The following is a 14,076-nucleotide window of genomic DNA, read 5'->3' as shown; positions in this document are numbered from 1 at the left end:
GAAGGAGTGTCGACTTCCCCCTTCCCCGGAGGCTCGGTTCGGCGGGTCTTCAGCCGGCGGCAGCCAGCCCGGCAGCCTCCTCGGCACACCCCCAGGCCACCGTCACGCCGGCGCCACCGTGGCCGTAGTTGTGGACGCCGAGGCCGCCGCCGGGCAGCCGCTCCTGCTCCAGCCGCACGCCGCCGACCCGCGACGGCCGCAGCCCCACCCGGTGTGCGAGCACCTTGGCTCCCCGCAGGTCGGGGCGGACCCGGGCGCACCGGTCCAGGATCGCCTCCGCCGTCGCGGGATCCGGGGCCAACTCCCAGTCGTCCTCGCCCGCAGTCCCGCCGAGCACCAGACCGTAGGGCTGCGGGAAGAGGTAGAGCGTCTCCGAGGAGCGCGGGTCGGCCGCCACCAACCACTCGCGGACACCCGGGTTCTCCACCACCACGAGCTGCCCCCGGACCGGACGCACCGCGGGATCCGGCACCAACTGCCGGCTGCCGAGCCCCGAACAGTTCAGCACCGCCCCGGAGGACTCCGCGAGGTCCTGCCAGGATCCCGGACGGAGCGGGCCCCGCTCCTCCACCACACCCCCCGCCGCCGTCAGCCGTCGGCGGAGGTAGTCCAGATGCGTCGGCATGTCGACGAGTGGAAGCGTGGCCCGAAGCCCCTGGTCCTGGCCGGCCGGCAACTCCTCGGGGACGGCGGAGCGCAGCCCGGGCACGGCGGCGGCCCACTCACCCAGACCGGCCGTCTCGCTCCCGGCCATCGTCCCCGTGACCATCCGCACCCCGGTCTCCTCGGGATGGTCCGCGAGCCCGGTCAACACCTCCAGGGTCCGCAGCGACCAGCCCGCCGTCCGGTCCTCGGGCTCGATGCGGTACGGCCACCACAGGGCGCCGGCCACCGCCGAGGTGGTCTGCCGCGGCTCCTCGGCGGTGCGGACCCGCACCCGGCTGCCGCTCTCGGCCAGGACGACGGCCGTGGTCAGCCCGATCACCCCGGCCCCGATGACGATCGCATCACTGTCCATACCGCAGCACGCTACCGCTGGCGGGGGCTGACGGTCCGGGTGGTGATCGGGTCAACGGGGCCGGCCGCGGAAGGGCGGTGCCGGGCGTCCGGTCAGGCGAGCCCGGCGCGGCGCAGGGCCTCGGCCATCGCGTCGTTCGCCGGCGCCGGCCCCCGGGGCTTCCCGCCCTGCTGGCCACCTCGGGCCTGCTGCCCTCCTCGGGCCTGGCGCCGTCCGCCGCGCTGCTGAGGCGGGCGACCGGCGTTCTCGTCACCGCCGGTGGCGGTGGGTTCCTCGTCCAGCCGGAGAGTCAGCGAGATCCGCTTCCGCGGGATGTCGACGCCGAGCACCTTCACCCGCACGATGTCACCGGGTTTCACCACCTCCCGCGGATCCTTGACGAAGGAGCGGGACATCGCGGAGACGTGGACCAGACCGTCCTGGTGGACGCCGACGTCGACGAAGGCGCCGAAGGCCGCCACGTTGGTGACGACCCCCTCCAGCAGCATGCCGGGCTGCAGGTCCGCGAGCTTCTCCACGCCTTCCTTGAAGGAAGCGGTCCGGAAGGCCGGCCGCGGGTCGCGGCCCGGCTTCTCAAGCTCCTTGAGGATGTCCGTGACGGTCGGGAGACCGAAGGTGTCGTCCACGAACTCCTCAGGGCGCAGCCGGCGCAGCAGCGCGCCGTCGCCCATCAGCTCCTTGACCCCGGTACCGACCGAGGCCACCATCCGCCGGACCACCGGATAGGCCTCCGGATGCACGCTCGAGGCGTCCAACGGGTCGTCACCACCGGTGATCCGGAGGAAGCCGGCGCACTGCTCGTAGGCCTTGGGCCCCAGCCGCGGCACGTCCCGGAGCCTCTTCCGGCTGCGGAACGGCCCGTTCTCATCACGGTGCGACACGATCTTCTCAGCGAGTCCCGCGCTGATGCCGGAGACCCGGCTGAGCAGCGGTGCCGAGGCGGTGTTCAGATCCACGCCGACGCCGTTGACGCAGTCCTCCACCACCGCGTCCAGGGAGCGGGACAGCTTCACCTCGGAGAGGTCGTGCTGGTACTGGCCGACGCCGATCGACTTCGGGTCGATCTTCACCAGCTCGGCCAGCGGGTCCTGCAACCGTCGGGCGATCGACACCGCACCGCGCAGCGAGACGTCCAGTTCCGGCAGTTCCTGCGAGGCGTAGGGCGAGGCGGAGTACACCGAGGCGCCGGCCTCCGAGACCATCACCTTGGTCAGCTTCAGTTCGGGCCGCGCCTTGACGAGGTCGGCAGCCAGCCTGTCCGTCTCCCGGGAGGCGGTGCCGTTGCCGATGGCGATGAGCTCCACGCCGTGTTGCTCGGCCAGCCGGCCGAGCACCGCCAGGGAGGCGTCCCATTGCTGACGGGGCACGTGCGGGTAGATCGTCTCGGTCGCGGCGACCTTGCCGGTGGCGTCGACGACCGCGACCTTCACACCCGTCCGGAACCCGGGGTCGAGACCCATCGTGGCCCGGCTGCCCGCCGGGGCCGCGAGCAGCAGATCGCGCAGGTTCGCCGCGAAGACCCGCACCGCCTCGTCCTCGGCCGCCTGCCGCAGCCGTAGCCGCAGATCGATGCCGAGGTGGACCAGGACGCGGGTGCGCCAGGCCCAGCGGACGGTCTCCAGCAGCCAGCCGTCCGCCGGCCTGCCCCGGTCGGCGATGCCGAAGCGGCGGGCGATCGACTGCTCGTAGGCGCTGGTCCCCTCGGACTCCTCCGGTTCCAGGGAGAGGTCGAGAACCTCCTCCTTCTCGCCCCGGAACATAGCCAGCACCCGGTGCGAGGGAAGCTCGGTGAACCCTTCGGCGAAGTCGAAGTAGTCGGCGAACTTGGCGCCCGCCTCCTCCTGGCCCTCCCGCACCCGGGCGGCCAGCCGGCCCCGGGACCACATCCGCTCCCGGAGCTCGCCGATCAGGTCGGCGTCCTCACCGAACCGCTCGGTGAGGATCGCCCGGGCGCCCTCCAGGGCCCCCGCCGCGTCCGCCACACCCTTCTCGGAATTCACGAACGCCGCCGCGGCGGCGCGTGGTTCGACCGAGGGGTCGGCGAGCAGGCCGTCGGCGAGCGGCTCCAACCCCGCTTCCCGGGCGATCTGCGCCTTGGTACGGCGCTTCGGCTTGTAGGGGAGGTAGATGTCCTCCAGCCGGGCCTTCGACTCGGCGCTCAGGATCCGGGCCTCCAACTCGGCGTCGAGCTTGCCCTGGCTCCGCACCGACTCCAGGATGGCCGTGCGCCGCTCCTCCAACTCCCGGAGGTAGCGCAGCCGCTCCTCCAACGAGCGCAGCTGGGCGTCGTCCAGCATCTCGGTCGCTTCCTTGCGGTAGCGCGCGATGAAGGGCACGGTCGACCCCCCGTCGAGCAGCTCGACGGCCGCCTTCACCTGCCGTTCCCGTACGCCGAGCTCCTCGGCGATCCTGCTCTCGATCGACGTCGTCACGATTCTTCGTTTCCGCCCTGTCCTGGCCCGTCGGGTGTCTCCTGCGGTGCATTCTCGCAGGAGACACCGACAGGCGGAGCGGGCGGCGCGGTCAGTTCTTGCCGAACAGATCGCTGGGGAAGGCCCCGGCGCCCACTGCCGTCATCGTCCAGCCGCCGGCCAGTTCGGTGAGGCGTTCGACGCCGGCCGCGCCCAGGTGCTCGTAGGGGGCGCGGTCCACCCGGTCCGTCTCCGACTCCAACTCCTTGCGGAGCGCCTCGCCCGCCTCGGTCAGCTCGCCGTCGTCCGCCAGCAGCCCGCGCTCCCGCAGCCGCTGCTGCGCGGCTGTCCAGTCCTGCTCCGTCCAGCCGCGGGTGCGCAGCACCCAGGCGGGCCGCATCCCCCGGCCGCTGGCGGTGTGGCTGACCAGCGCCTCCACCGGGTCGAGCCCCGCCGCGAGCAGCAGCGCCAGGTGGCCGTCGCCGCGGTACTCCCGCAGCAGTGTCGCGGCGTGCCAGAAGGCCAGATGCGGCTGCTCGGGAACCGGCAGGTCCGCGTGGGCGGCGTACAGGGGGCGGGCGTGCGGCAGGCATGCCTCGGTGGCACGGAGCGCCAGCTCGGCGGCTTCGGCCATCTCCCGGGAAGTCGTGGTCTCCTCACCCAGCAGCCGACGGAGCGCGGCGTCTATCGAGCGCAGCCGCGCCTCGAGCACGGTCTCCGGGGAGGCGGTCCGCCACAGACTCGGGACGAACCGGCGGATCTGCGCGGGGTTGAAGTTGTAGAAGGTGGCCGCCACCGTCCCGGCGCCCACCGGGCCCAGGGCGGCGGCGCGGCCGGCGAAGTAGGCGGCGCTCCAGTCGTCGAGCCCCACCTTGGCGAGCTCCTGGGTGAACTCGGGCGAGAAGTAGACCACCGAGTGCAGGGGGTTGAGGGCGTTGTGACACCGCCGACCGGCGCCTGCGGGGAGAAGTATGCTCATGGCCGGCACGTTACCGATAAGTAGGGGCTGCGGCGAAGGAATCCGGCAGTGGCCGGAAAGGTGGGGACACACGTCGTCGAGCGCCCGTGCAGCGGGATCCACGGCACGGCGAACCGGTTCATCGTGGGGAACCGGGCTCCGCGGGCCAGTCGAATCGCGGTGCACGCCGTTCGAGGAACGCCGCCACCCCTTCCGCGGTATCCCCGCTGGCGTGCTCCTGGGCGGACCAGTACGCGATCCGCTCCGGTGTGGCCGGCCCACCGACGAACTCCTTGGCGGCGGACTGGCTGAGCAGCGAGCGGGAGGTCAGGAGCTCGGTGAACCGGGCCACCCGGTCGTCGAGTCGGGAGCCGGGCAGTACCTCGTCCACCAGACCGGTGCGCAGGGCGCGTTCCGCGTCGACCAGTTCGGCCGAGAACAGCAGGTACTTGGCGGCCGCCGGGCCGACCAGGGTGGCGAGCCGACGGGTCGCGCCGGCCGGGTAGACGACGCCGAGCCTGGCCGGGGTGATGCCGAAGAGGGCGTCCTCCGCGGCGAACCGCAGATCGCAGGCGACGGCGAGTTGGCAGCCCCCTCCCACACAGTGACCGCGGACGACCGCGAGCGTCGGCTTGGGGAAGGCGGCGAGCGCGGCCTCGGCCGCCGCCGCCAGCCCCTGGGGCCCTTCGGCCGGCTCGGTCGGCGGCTGCTGTTCCCCGGTCGCCGGGTCGGAGCTGCCGAGTTCGCTGATGTCGGCGCCGGCGCAGAAGGTGCCGTCCGCACCGGTCAACAGCAGCATCCGGACGGCTCGGTCGGCGGCCAGCCGCTCCAGTAGCCGAGGGAGCTCCCGCCACATCCGGCTGGTCATGGCGTTGCGCTTGGCGGGGTGGTGGATGGTGATGGTCGCGACGCCCGCGCGGAGGCCGAGGTGGAGGGAAGGGGTGGAACCGTTCGGCTCGATGGGATCAGCGAACACCATGGGGAGATGCTATCGATGTGCTGCCCGGGTCGGTTCGGGCCCCGGTGTCGCGCCCGTCGGCCGGGCCGATCCGCTGGCGAGGGGCCCCCGGGCCGGCCGCGGAGGCCGGCCCCAGGCCGACTGCCGGCGGCGGGTCACCAACCGGCCGACGGGCCGGTCAGCTCCCGGATGGTGGGGCGCGCGGCGTCCAGCACGGTGGTGAACCACGCCGAGAGCGGCTGCCGCCGGTGCAGCGCTTCCAGCTCCCGGGGCGTCACGTAGGCGACCTCCCCGATCTCCCCCGGATCCGGCTTCGGCTCGGCGGTGACCAGCCCCACGAAGAGGTGGTTGTACTCCTGCTCGACCAGCCCCGAGGCAGGATCGGGATGGTTGTAGCGGACGGTGCCGGCCGCCTGGAGCAGCTGCGGGGAGACACCGAGTTCCTCGGCCGTGCGCCGGGCGGCCGCGGTGAACGGCGCCTCCCCGGGGTACGGGTGCCCGCAGCAGGTGTTCGACCAGACACCAGGGGAGTGGTACTTCCCCGCTGCCCGCTGCTGGAGGAGCAGCCGTCCGGAGGTGTCGAAGAGGAAGACGGAGAAGGCCCGGTGCAGCCGGCCAGGCGGGACGTGCACCGAGAGCTTCTCAGCGGTGCCGATCGTCGTCCCGCTCTCGTCGACCAGTTCGAGCATGATCGGGGCTGCGGAGCCGTTCGACGGAGGGGCGCCCTCCTCAGGACGGTACGAGGAGGAGGTGTCGGCCGTCGTGGCTGGTGTGGTCGGCATGGCCATCCTTTGGTTGGACTATGCCGGACAGTCTGCCGCACCCGACGCCCCGGATCTCCTCGGCGGCGTCCGCATGCCCCCGGAAGGGCTCCTCGGCTGGGGCCATCGGCCGAACGGAGCGGCCGGACCGGCCCCGGAATCCGCGGGTCGACGCGCTCACCGGCGCTCTCAGTGGCAGACCAGCTCGTGTTCCGCGTGGCCGCTCGGCTCGAGCTGGAAGGTGCAGTGCTCCACGTCGAAGTGCTCCCCCAGGCAGCCCTGGAGATCGTGGAGCAGCCGCTCGTAGCCGACCCGGTCCAGGGTCTCGGGAGTCACCACCACGTGGACGGAGAGCACCGGCAGTCCCGAGGTGATGGTCCAGACGTGCAGGTCGTGCAGTCCTTCGACACCGGGCAGGTCGAGGATGTGGGCCCGCACCTCGGCGAGGTCCACATCGCGTGGCGCGGCCTCCAGGAGTACGTCCAGCGCCTCGCGCAGCAGCTTCCAGGCCCGCGGCACGATCATCAGGCCGATGAGCAGCGAGGCCGCCGGGTCGGCCCGCTGCCAGCCGGTCGCCATGATGACGGCGGCGGAGACGATGACGGCGCCCGAGCCGAGCGCGTCCGAGAGCACCTCGAGGAAGGCTCCTCGTACGTTGAGGCTCTCCCGCTGGCCGCGCATCAGCAGCGACAGGGAGATGGTGTTGGCGAGGAGGCCCACCGCACCGAAGACGATGGTGAGCCCGCCCTCCACCTGCGGCGGCGAGATCAGCCGTCCCACCGCCTCGTAGAGGATGAAGCCGCCCACCCCGAGCAGCAGCAGGCAGTTGGCGAGTGCGGCGAGGATCTCGGCCCGGGCCAGCCCGAAGGTCCGCCGCTCACTCGGTGGCCGGTTGGCGAAGTGGATGGCGAGCAGCGCCATGGTGATCCCGATGCTGTCGGTCGCCATGTGGCCGGCGTCGGCGAGCAGTGCCAGCGAGCCGGTGAGCAGTCCGCCGACGAGCTCCGCGAACAGCACGGTGAGCGTCAGGGTGAGGGCGATACGGAGCCGGCCGCGGTGTGCCGCCGCGGCGGTACCCGTGGCGCCGGGCGGCAGGCCGTGCGCGTGGCCGTGGCTGTGCCCTGTCCCCATGGAAGCCGCCTCCAGAATCGCTGTGACCGCAGCCGAGCAGAACCCCGGCCGCGGTCACAGTGAACTATGGCTTCCGGGTGCCCGGCAAGCCGGGACTGAACACCGTTATCACTGTCTGACCTGCGGCTTTTCCGATTTCTCAGAGTGCGGGGGGAGGGGTGGAGGTCGCCTCGGGGTGGTGTGTGCGCCAGCCCTCCCAGGCCGACTCCACCATCGCCCGGACGTCCTTCCGGGCCGTCCAGCCCAACTCCTCACCGATCAACCGCGCGGAGGCGACCACCCGGGCCGGGTCGCCGGCCCGCCGCCCCACGACCTCGGGGGGCGGGCCCGTCCGGCCGGTGGCCTCGGCCACCAGGTCGGCCACCTCGCGGACCGACACGCCCCGCCCGGTGCCGGCGTTCACGGTCAGGTCGCCGGGCCCCCGCCCGGGGGCGGCCAGGTGGCGGGCGGCCGCCAGATGGGCCGTCGCCAGATCGGCGACGTGGATGTAGTCGCGGATGCAGGTGCCGTCCGGGGTCGGGTAGTCGTCACCGAAGATCTGCGGCGCCACGCCCCGGGTGATCCGGTCGAAGAACATCGGGATGATGTTGGAAACGCCGGTGTCGAAGAGTTCCGGCCGGGCCGCGCCCGCCACGTTGAAGTAGCGCAGGCAGACCGTGGCCAGGCCGTGCGCGCGGCCCGCGGCCCGCACCAGCCACTCGCCGGCGAGCTTGGTCTCCCCGTAGGGGCTCATCGGCACGCAGGGGGTGTCCTCGGAGACCAGGTCCACGTCGGGCATGCCGTAGACGGCGGCCGAGGAGGAGAAGACGAACCGGCGCACCCCGGCGGCGACCACCGCGTCGAGCAGCACGGTGAGCCCGTACAGGTTCTCCCGGTAGTAGCGCAGGGGCTGTTCGACGGACTCGCCGACCTGCTTCTTGGCCGCCAGGTGCACCACCCCCGTGACCGAGTGCTCGCTGAGGACCCGGTCCAGCAGCGGACGGTCGAGTGTGGAACCGCTGACCAGCGGGAGGGAGGGGGGAAGGCGCTCGGGGATCCCGGTGGAGAGGTCGTCGAGCACCACCACGCCCTCGCCGGCCTCCGCCATGCTCCGCGCCACATGGGCCCCGATGTACCCCGCCCCGCCTGTGATCAGCCACGTCATGGGCGGCAGCCTATCGCCGCGGCTCTGCCGCACCGCGGTTTGGTACCAGGGCCCCGGATCCACCATGATGATCGTCAAGGGTCATCCAAGGAGCGTCTGCCGCCTTTTCCCGACCTCAGACGGCCGTAAACAGTCGATGAACGGTCACATCCGGGGATCCGATAGCCTCTCCCGACGTGCCGCCCCGCCTGGACAACGACCGGGGCATGCCACGCCCGCTGCCAGTACACCCCGCGTTCCAGCGCGGCGAGGTCAGCTTCCAAGGAGTGAGTCGTCTGCCGACCGCAATCCTCACCGGTCCGCCGGTCGCCGGGTCGCAGCTCGAAGGCGACCTGCGGTCGCTCGGTTTCACCGTGGTCACCGCGGCGGACGGCGCCGGCCTCGACACCGAACTCGGACGGCTGCCCGCGGCCGAACGCGTGGCCCTCGTCGACCCCCGGCTGGTCGCACACCGCCACGCGCTGCGGCTGGGACTGACCGACCCGCGCTTCCCGATCTCCGCCGTCCCCGGCGCGCTGACCGCGCAGCCGGCGGCCCGCAGCGCCCTCCGGCGCGCGCTGGAGGCGGTCGCCGGAACCAGTCAGGAGCGCGCCGAGGCGCTGGTCGGGTCGGCAGGCGGGACATCGACCGTCAGCGCCGCCCCGCTGCCCGACGCGGTCGCCGAGGAGCTGCTCAGGATCGACGAGCCGGTGCACCGCCCCGAGCTGGGGGCGCTGGTCGCCACCGTCCCGGGCGACGAGGCGGCCCGCAGCCGGGCGCGGGAGGCCGTCGAGGCCGTCGACGACGAGGCGATCCGCCTGCGCAGCGCGGTCAAGTCCCGTGACGGCTTCTTCACCACCTTCTGCGTCAGCACCTACTCCCGCTACATCGCGCGCTGGTGCGCCCACCGCGGCCTCACCCCCAACCAGGTCACGACCGCCTCGCTGCTCACCGCGCTGATCGCGGCCGGCTGCGCCGCCACCGGCAGCCGGAGCGGGTTCGTCGCCGCCGGCCTGCTGCTGCTCGCGTCGTTCGTGCTCGACTGCACCGACGGCCAGCTCGCCCGCTACTCGCTCCAGTACTCCACCCTGGGCGCCTGGCTGGACGCGACCTTCGACCGCGCCAAGGAGTACGCCTACTACGCGGGCCTCGCCATCGGCGCCGCCCGGGCCGGGGGTGACGACGTCTGGGCCCTGGCGCTCGGCGCGATGGTCCTGCAGACCTGCCGTCACGTGGTCGACTTCTCCTTCAACGAGGCCGAACAGGACGCCGCCGGCAGCGGTCCCACGGGCCTCTCGAACCGGCTGGACAGCGTCGGCTGGACCGTCTGGGTCCGGCGGATGATCATCCTTCCCATCGGCGAGCGCTGGGCGCTCATCGCGGTGCTCACCGCCCTCACCACGCCGCGCACGGTCTTCACCGCCTTGCTGATCGGCTGCGGCTTCGCCGCCTGCTACACCACCGCCGGCCGGGTACTGCGCTCCCTCCGCCGACGGGGCGCCCGGAGCGACCGGGCCGCACTGGCCCTGGACGCCCTGGCCGACAACGGTCCCCTCGCCGAGGGGTTCGCCGCGGCCCTGCACGGCCCGGCCCGGCGGGCGCCCGCATACACGGCTCCCACGGTCGCCCTCGCCGGAGCGGCAGCGGTCGTCGGGACCGCGGCGTTCAGCGACTTCGCGGGGGTCTGGCCCGTCGCCGCGGCGCTGGTCGCCGCGCTGGCAGCCGGACTCGCCGTCGCCACGGGGCTGCGCGGAGCGCTGGACTGGCTGGTGCCCCCGCTCTTCCGCGCCGCCGAATACGGCACCATCCTGGTACTGGCGGCCCGCTCCGAGACGGCGGGCGCGCTGCCCGCGGCATTCGGACTGGTGTCCGCGGTCGCCTACCATCACTACGACACGGTGTACCGCATCCGCGGTGGCAGTGGAGCGCCCCCGCACCGGCTGGTGCTGGCGCTCGGCGGGCACGAGGGACGCGTCCTCCTGGTCATCCTGGCCGCGTTCACCCTGCCCGACACAGCTTTCCCCCTCGCGCTGACCGGCCTCGCGTCGGTTCTGGCGCTGGCGGTGCTCATCGAGAGCGTCCGCTTCTGGGTCTCCTCCGGAGCACCCGCCGTACACGACGAAACAGGAGAACCCGCATGATCGGCCTCGTGCTGGCAGCCGGCGCCGGACGCCGTCTGCGTCCCTACACCGACACCCTCCCCAAGGCCCTGGTGCCGGTGGGGCCGGAGCAGCCCGCAGACTCCGTGGCGGACGTCGAGCCCCTCACCGTGCTCGACATCGCGCTGGGCAACTTCGCCGAGGTCGGCCTGACCGAGGTCGCGATCGTGGTCGGTTACCGCAAGGAGGCCGTCTACGAGCGCAAGGAGGCGCTGGAGAAGAAGTACGGCCTCACTCTCACGCTCATCGACAACGACAAGGCCGAGGAGTGGAACAACGCCTACTCCCTGTGGTGCGCCCGCGACGTCCTCAAGCAGGGCGTGATCCTCGCCAACGGTGACACCGTGCACCCGGTGTCGGTGGAGAAGACCCTGCTGGAGGCGCGTGGCCGGGGGCAGAAGATCATCCTTGCCCTGGACACCGTCAAGCAGCTCGCCGACGAGGAGATGAAGGTCGTCGCGGACCCCGAGAAGGGCGTCCAGCGGATCACCAAGCTGATGGACCCGGCCGAGGCCACCGGTGAGTACATCGGCGTCACCCTCATCGAGCCGGAGGCCGCCGAGGAGCTGGCCGACGCCCTGCAGGCCACTTTCGAGAAGGACCCGGACCTCTACTACGAGGACGGCTACCAGGAGCTCGTCAACCGGGGCGTGCAGATCGACGTGGCCCCGATCGGCGACGTCAAGTGGGTCGAGATCGACAACCACGACGACCTGGCCAAGGGCAGGGAGATCGCGTGCCTGTACTGACCCGGCTCATTCCGTCGCCAGTCGTCGTCGACATCAGTGCCGGCGCACTGGACGACCTGGCCGGTCTCCTGGTCGACCAGCGGATCTCGGCTTCGGGCAAGCTCGCCATCGCCATCAGCGGAGGCTCCGGCGCGGAACTGCGTCGGCGCTTCGCTCCGGCGCTCCCCGGCGCCTCCTGGTACGAGGTCGGCGGCGGTCGGCTCGACGACGCCATCAAACTGGCCGACGCCATGAAGTCCGGGCGCTACGACGCGGTCGTGGGCATGGGCGGCGGGAAGATCATCGACTGTGCGAAGTTCGCCGCCGCCCGGATCGGCCTGCCGCTGGTCGCGGTGGCGACCAACCTGTCGCACGACGGCCTCTGCTCTCCGGTGGCGACGCTCGACAACGACGCGGGGCGCGGCTCCTACGGGGTGCCCAACCCGATCGCGATCGTCATCGACCTGGACGTCATCCGGGAAGCGCCCATCCGCTTCGTCCGCTCCGGCGTCGGGGACGTCATCTCCAACATCTCCGCCGTCGCCGACTGGGAACTCTCCCACCGGGAGACCGGTGAGCAGATCGACGGGCTGGCCGCCGCCATGGCGCGGCAGGCCGGCGAGGCGGTCCTCCGCCACCCGGGGAACTGCCAGGACGACGACTTCCTGACCGTACTCGCGGAGGGGCTGGTACTGACCGGCATCTCCATGTCGGTGGCCGGTGACAGCCGGCCGGCCTCGGGCGCCTGCCACGAGATCAACCACGCCTTCGACCTGCTCTACCCCCAGCGGGCGGCCTCGCACGGCGAGCAGTGCGGCCTGGGCGCGGCCTTCGCGATGCACCTGCGGGGAGCGCAGGAGGCCTCCGCGCTGATGGTGGAGGTCCTGCGCCGGCACAGCCTGCCGGTGCTGCCCCGGGAGATGGGCTTCAACGAGGACGAATTCGTCAAGGCGGTCGAGTACGCGCCGCAGACCCGCCCCGGGCGCTACACGATCCTGGAGCACCTGGACCTCTCCGCCGACCAGATCAGGGACGCATACGCCGACTATGCCAAAACCGTCACTAGCTGAACTCCGACCGGTCGTCCACCCCGGTGGACTGAAGGACCGGCGCAGCGGTGAACACTGGGCCGGGCGCATCTACATGCGGGAGATCTCGCTGCGATGCACCCGGCACCTGGTGAACACCAGGCTCACCCCGAACCAGTACACCGGTCTGATGATCGTCGCGGGCGTCGCGGCCGGTGCCGGACTGCTGGTGCCCGGGCTGACCGGGGCCGTACTCGGCGCCCTGCTGATCCAGGTCTACCTGCTCCTGGACTGCGTGGACGGAGAACTCGCGCGCTGGCGCGGCCAGACCTCCATCACCGGCGTCTACCTGGACCGGGTGGGCCACTACCTCGCCGAAGCCGCGCTGCTGGTGGGCTTCGGCATCCGGGCGGCGGACGTCTTCCACCACAGCGGCCCCACCATCCAGTGGTTCTGGGCCTTCCTCGGGACGGTCGCCGCGCTCGGCGCCATCCTGATCAAGGCGGAGACGGACCTGGTCGACGTCGCCCGCTCGCGCAGCGGCCTCCCCGCCGTGAAGGACGAGGCCGCCGTGCCCCGCTCCTCCGGCTTGGCCGCCGCCCGCCGGGCCGCCGCGGCGCTGAAGTTCCACCGGCTGGTGGGTGGCGTCGAGGCCTCGCTGGTGATGCTGGCCGCCGGGATCGCCGACTTCCTCAACGGCGGACTGCTCGCCACCCGGGCCGCGGTGGTGCTCCTCGCCGCGGTGGCCGTACTCCAGACGGTGCTGCACCTGGTCAGCATCCTGGCCTCGAGCAGGCTGAAATGACGGCCGGGGGCACGGCCCAGCGGGTCGGAGCGGTCGTCCTCACCATGGGCAACCGCCCGGAGGAGCTGCGCCTCCTGCTCGACTCGGTCGCCAAGCAGCAGGGTGAGCCGATCGAGGTGGTGGTGGTGGGCAACGGCGCCCCGCTGCCCGAGCTGCCGGACGGCGTGCGGAGCATCGAGCTTCCGGAGAACGTGGGGATCCCGGCCGGCCGGAACGTCGGCATCGAGGCATTCGGGCCCGGCGGGAGCGAGGTGGACATCCTGCTCTTCCTCGACGACGACGGACTGCTGCCCAACGACGACACGGCGGAGCTGTGCCGGGAGGCCTTCGCGGCCGACCCGCGGCTGGGCATCATCAGCTTCCGGATCGCGGACCCGGAGACCGGGATCACCCAGCGTCGCCACGTCCCCCGACTGCGCGCCTCCGACCCGCTGCGGAGTTCCCGCGTCACCACCTTCCTCGGTGGCGCCAACGCGGTCCGCACGGCGGTCTTCCAGCAGGTCGGAGGGTTGCCCGGTGAGTTCTTCTACGCCCATGAGGAGACCGACCTCGCCTGGCGGGCGCTGGACGCCGGGTGGCTGATCGACTACCGGTCGGACCTGGTGCTGCACCACCCGACGACCGCTCCCAGCAGGCACGCGGTCTACCACCGCATGGTCGCCCGAAACCGGGTCTGGCTGGCCCGCCGCAACCTTCCGGCGCCCCTGGTCCCCGCCTACCTCGGGGTGTGGTTGCTGCTCACCCTCGCCCGGCGGCCCTCCGGGGCGGCGCTGAAGGCATGGTTCGGCGGCTTCCGGGAGGGCTGGCGGAGCCGGTGCGGACCCCGCCGCCCCATGAAGTGGACTACCGTTTGGCGTCTGACCCGACTGGGTCGGCCGCCGGTCATCTGACAAGCTCGTACGGAGAGCAACGGGCGCGTCCCGGGCCACCCGCCCGGGAACCGGCATCCGCCCCGCGCCCGCCCTGGCTGCGCATCTGAAGACGAAAGTTTCCACT

At 72.3% G+C, this 14,076-nt stretch carries 12 protein-coding genes; 5 read left to right on the top strand and 7 right to left on the bottom strand.

Annotated features, from left to right (window positions below; genetic code table 11):
- Positions 1–49: 49 nt before the first annotated feature.
- The 7 genes from BGP73_RS05490 to galE form a co-directional block, all read right to left on the bottom strand.
- Positions 50–1,018, bottom strand: a complete 969-nt coding sequence (locus BGP73_RS05490) for an FAD-dependent oxidoreductase (protein ID WP_069812332.1) — start codon at positions 1,016–1,018, stop codon at positions 50–52.
- Between the two features lie 92 nt (positions 1,019–1,110).
- On the bottom strand, positions 1,111–3,450 hold the full coding sequence (locus tag BGP73_RS05485; RefSeq protein WP_069812331.1) for a Tex family protein: 2,340 nt from the start codon (positions 3,448–3,450) through the stop codon (positions 1,111–1,113).
- 91 nt (positions 3,451–3,541) lie between these two features.
- Complete coding sequence (locus BGP73_RS05480) at positions 3,542–4,408, bottom strand: SCO6745 family protein (protein WP_069812330.1); 867 nt, start codon at positions 4,406–4,408, stop codon at positions 3,542–3,544.
- A 118-nt stretch (positions 4,409–4,526) separates the two neighbouring features.
- Positions 4,527–5,366 carry an enoyl-CoA hydratase/isomerase family protein gene (locus BGP73_RS05475; RefSeq protein WP_069812329.1) on the bottom strand — a complete coding sequence of 280 codons (840 nt, stop codon included), beginning with the start codon at positions 5,364–5,366 and terminating at the stop codon, positions 4,527–4,529.
- Positions 5,367–5,500: 134 nt separating this feature from the next.
- Entirely contained in the window at positions 5,501–6,127 is a 627-nt protein-coding gene (gene idi / locus BGP73_RS05470; RefSeq protein ID WP_069812328.1) for an isopentenyl-diphosphate Delta-isomerase, read from the bottom strand.
- Positions 6,128–6,295: 168 nt separating this feature from the next.
- A complete protein-coding gene (locus BGP73_RS05465) occupies positions 6,296–7,237 on the bottom strand; it encodes a cation diffusion facilitator family transporter (protein WP_069812327.1) in 942 nt (313 codons plus the stop codon).
- 139 nt (positions 7,238–7,376) lie between these two features.
- The gene (gene galE, locus BGP73_RS05460; RefSeq protein WP_069812326.1) at positions 7,377–8,381 is read right to left on the bottom strand and encodes a UDP-glucose 4-epimerase GalE; all 1,005 of its coding nucleotides are present in this window, start codon (positions 8,379–8,381) and stop codon (positions 7,377–7,379) included.
- Between the two features lie 275 nt (positions 8,382–8,656).
- Here galE and BGP73_RS05455 point away from each other — a divergent pair, with 275 nt between their 5' ends.
- Genes BGP73_RS05455 through BGP73_RS05435 form a run of 5 tightly spaced genes read left to right on the top strand, consistent with a single transcriptional unit; the run spans position 8,657 to position 13,970 of the window.
- Complete coding sequence (locus BGP73_RS05455) at positions 8,657–10,501, top strand: DUF5941 domain-containing protein (RefSeq protein ID WP_069812909.1); 1,845 nt, start codon at positions 8,657–8,659, stop codon at positions 10,499–10,501.
- Positions 10,498–11,268, top strand: a complete 771-nt coding sequence (locus BGP73_RS05450) for a phosphocholine cytidylyltransferase family protein (protein WP_069812325.1) — start codon at positions 10,498–10,500, stop codon at positions 11,266–11,268. Before BGP73_RS05455 ends, BGP73_RS05450 begins: the two co-directional genes overlap by 4 nt.
- Complete coding sequence (locus BGP73_RS05445) at positions 11,256–12,317, top strand: iron-containing alcohol dehydrogenase family protein (protein ID WP_069812324.1); 1,062 nt, start codon at positions 11,256–11,258, stop codon at positions 12,315–12,317. The genes BGP73_RS05450 and BGP73_RS05445 overlap by 13 nt, the downstream gene beginning before the upstream one ends.
- Complete coding sequence (locus tag BGP73_RS05440) at positions 12,295–13,080, top strand: CDP-alcohol phosphatidyltransferase family protein (protein ID WP_079127218.1); 786 nt, start codon at positions 12,295–12,297, stop codon at positions 13,078–13,080. The genes BGP73_RS05445 and BGP73_RS05440 overlap by 23 nt, the downstream gene beginning before the upstream one ends.
- Positions 13,077–13,970, top strand: a complete 894-nt coding sequence (locus tag BGP73_RS05435; RefSeq protein WP_069812322.1) for a glycosyltransferase family 2 protein — start codon at positions 13,077–13,079, stop codon at positions 13,968–13,970. Before BGP73_RS05440 ends, BGP73_RS05435 begins: the two co-directional genes overlap by 4 nt.
- Positions 13,971–14,076: the final 106 nt, after the last annotated feature.

The organism is Streptomyces sp. TP-A0874, from assembly GCF_001748085.1.
Lineage (GTDB): Bacteria > Actinomycetota > Actinomycetes > Streptomycetales > Streptomycetaceae > Streptomyces.
Note: the sequence above shows the minus strand (reverse complement) of the source record. Positions and strands in the feature narration are given on the sequence as shown.

Excerpts from the sequence above, each read along its gene's own strand:
- idi (WP_069812328.1), bottom strand. The coding sequence starts at position 6,127 with ATGCCGACCACACCAGCCACGACGGCCGACACCTCCTCCTCGTACCGT.
- BGP73_RS05465 (WP_069812327.1), bottom strand. The coding sequence starts at position 7,237 with ATGGGGACAGGGCACAGCCACGGCCACGCGCACGGCCTGCCGCCCGGC.
- BGP73_RS05475 (WP_069812329.1), bottom strand. The coding sequence starts at position 5,366 with ATGGTGTTCGCTGATCCCATCGAGCCGAACGGTTCCACCCCTTCCCTC.
- galE (WP_069812326.1), bottom strand. The coding sequence starts at position 8,381 with ATGACGTGGCTGATCACAGGCGGGGCGGGGTACATCGGGGCCCATGTG.
- BGP73_RS05440 (WP_079127218.1), top strand. The coding sequence starts at position 12,295 with ATGCCAAAACCGTCACTAGCTGAACTCCGACCGGTCGTCCACCCCGGT.
- BGP73_RS05435 (WP_069812322.1), top strand. The coding sequence starts at position 13,077 with ATGACGGCCGGGGGCACGGCCCAGCGGGTCGGAGCGGTCGTCCTCACC.
- BGP73_RS05490 (WP_069812332.1), bottom strand. The coding sequence starts at position 1,018 with ATGGACAGTGATGCGATCGTCATCGGGGCCGGGGTGATCGGGCTGACC.
- BGP73_RS05480 (WP_069812330.1), bottom strand. The coding sequence starts at position 4,408 with ATGAGCATACTTCTCCCCGCAGGCGCCGGTCGGCGGTGTCACAACGCC.
- BGP73_RS05450 (WP_069812325.1), top strand. The coding sequence starts at position 10,498 with ATGATCGGCCTCGTGCTGGCAGCCGGCGCCGGACGCCGTCTGCGTCCC.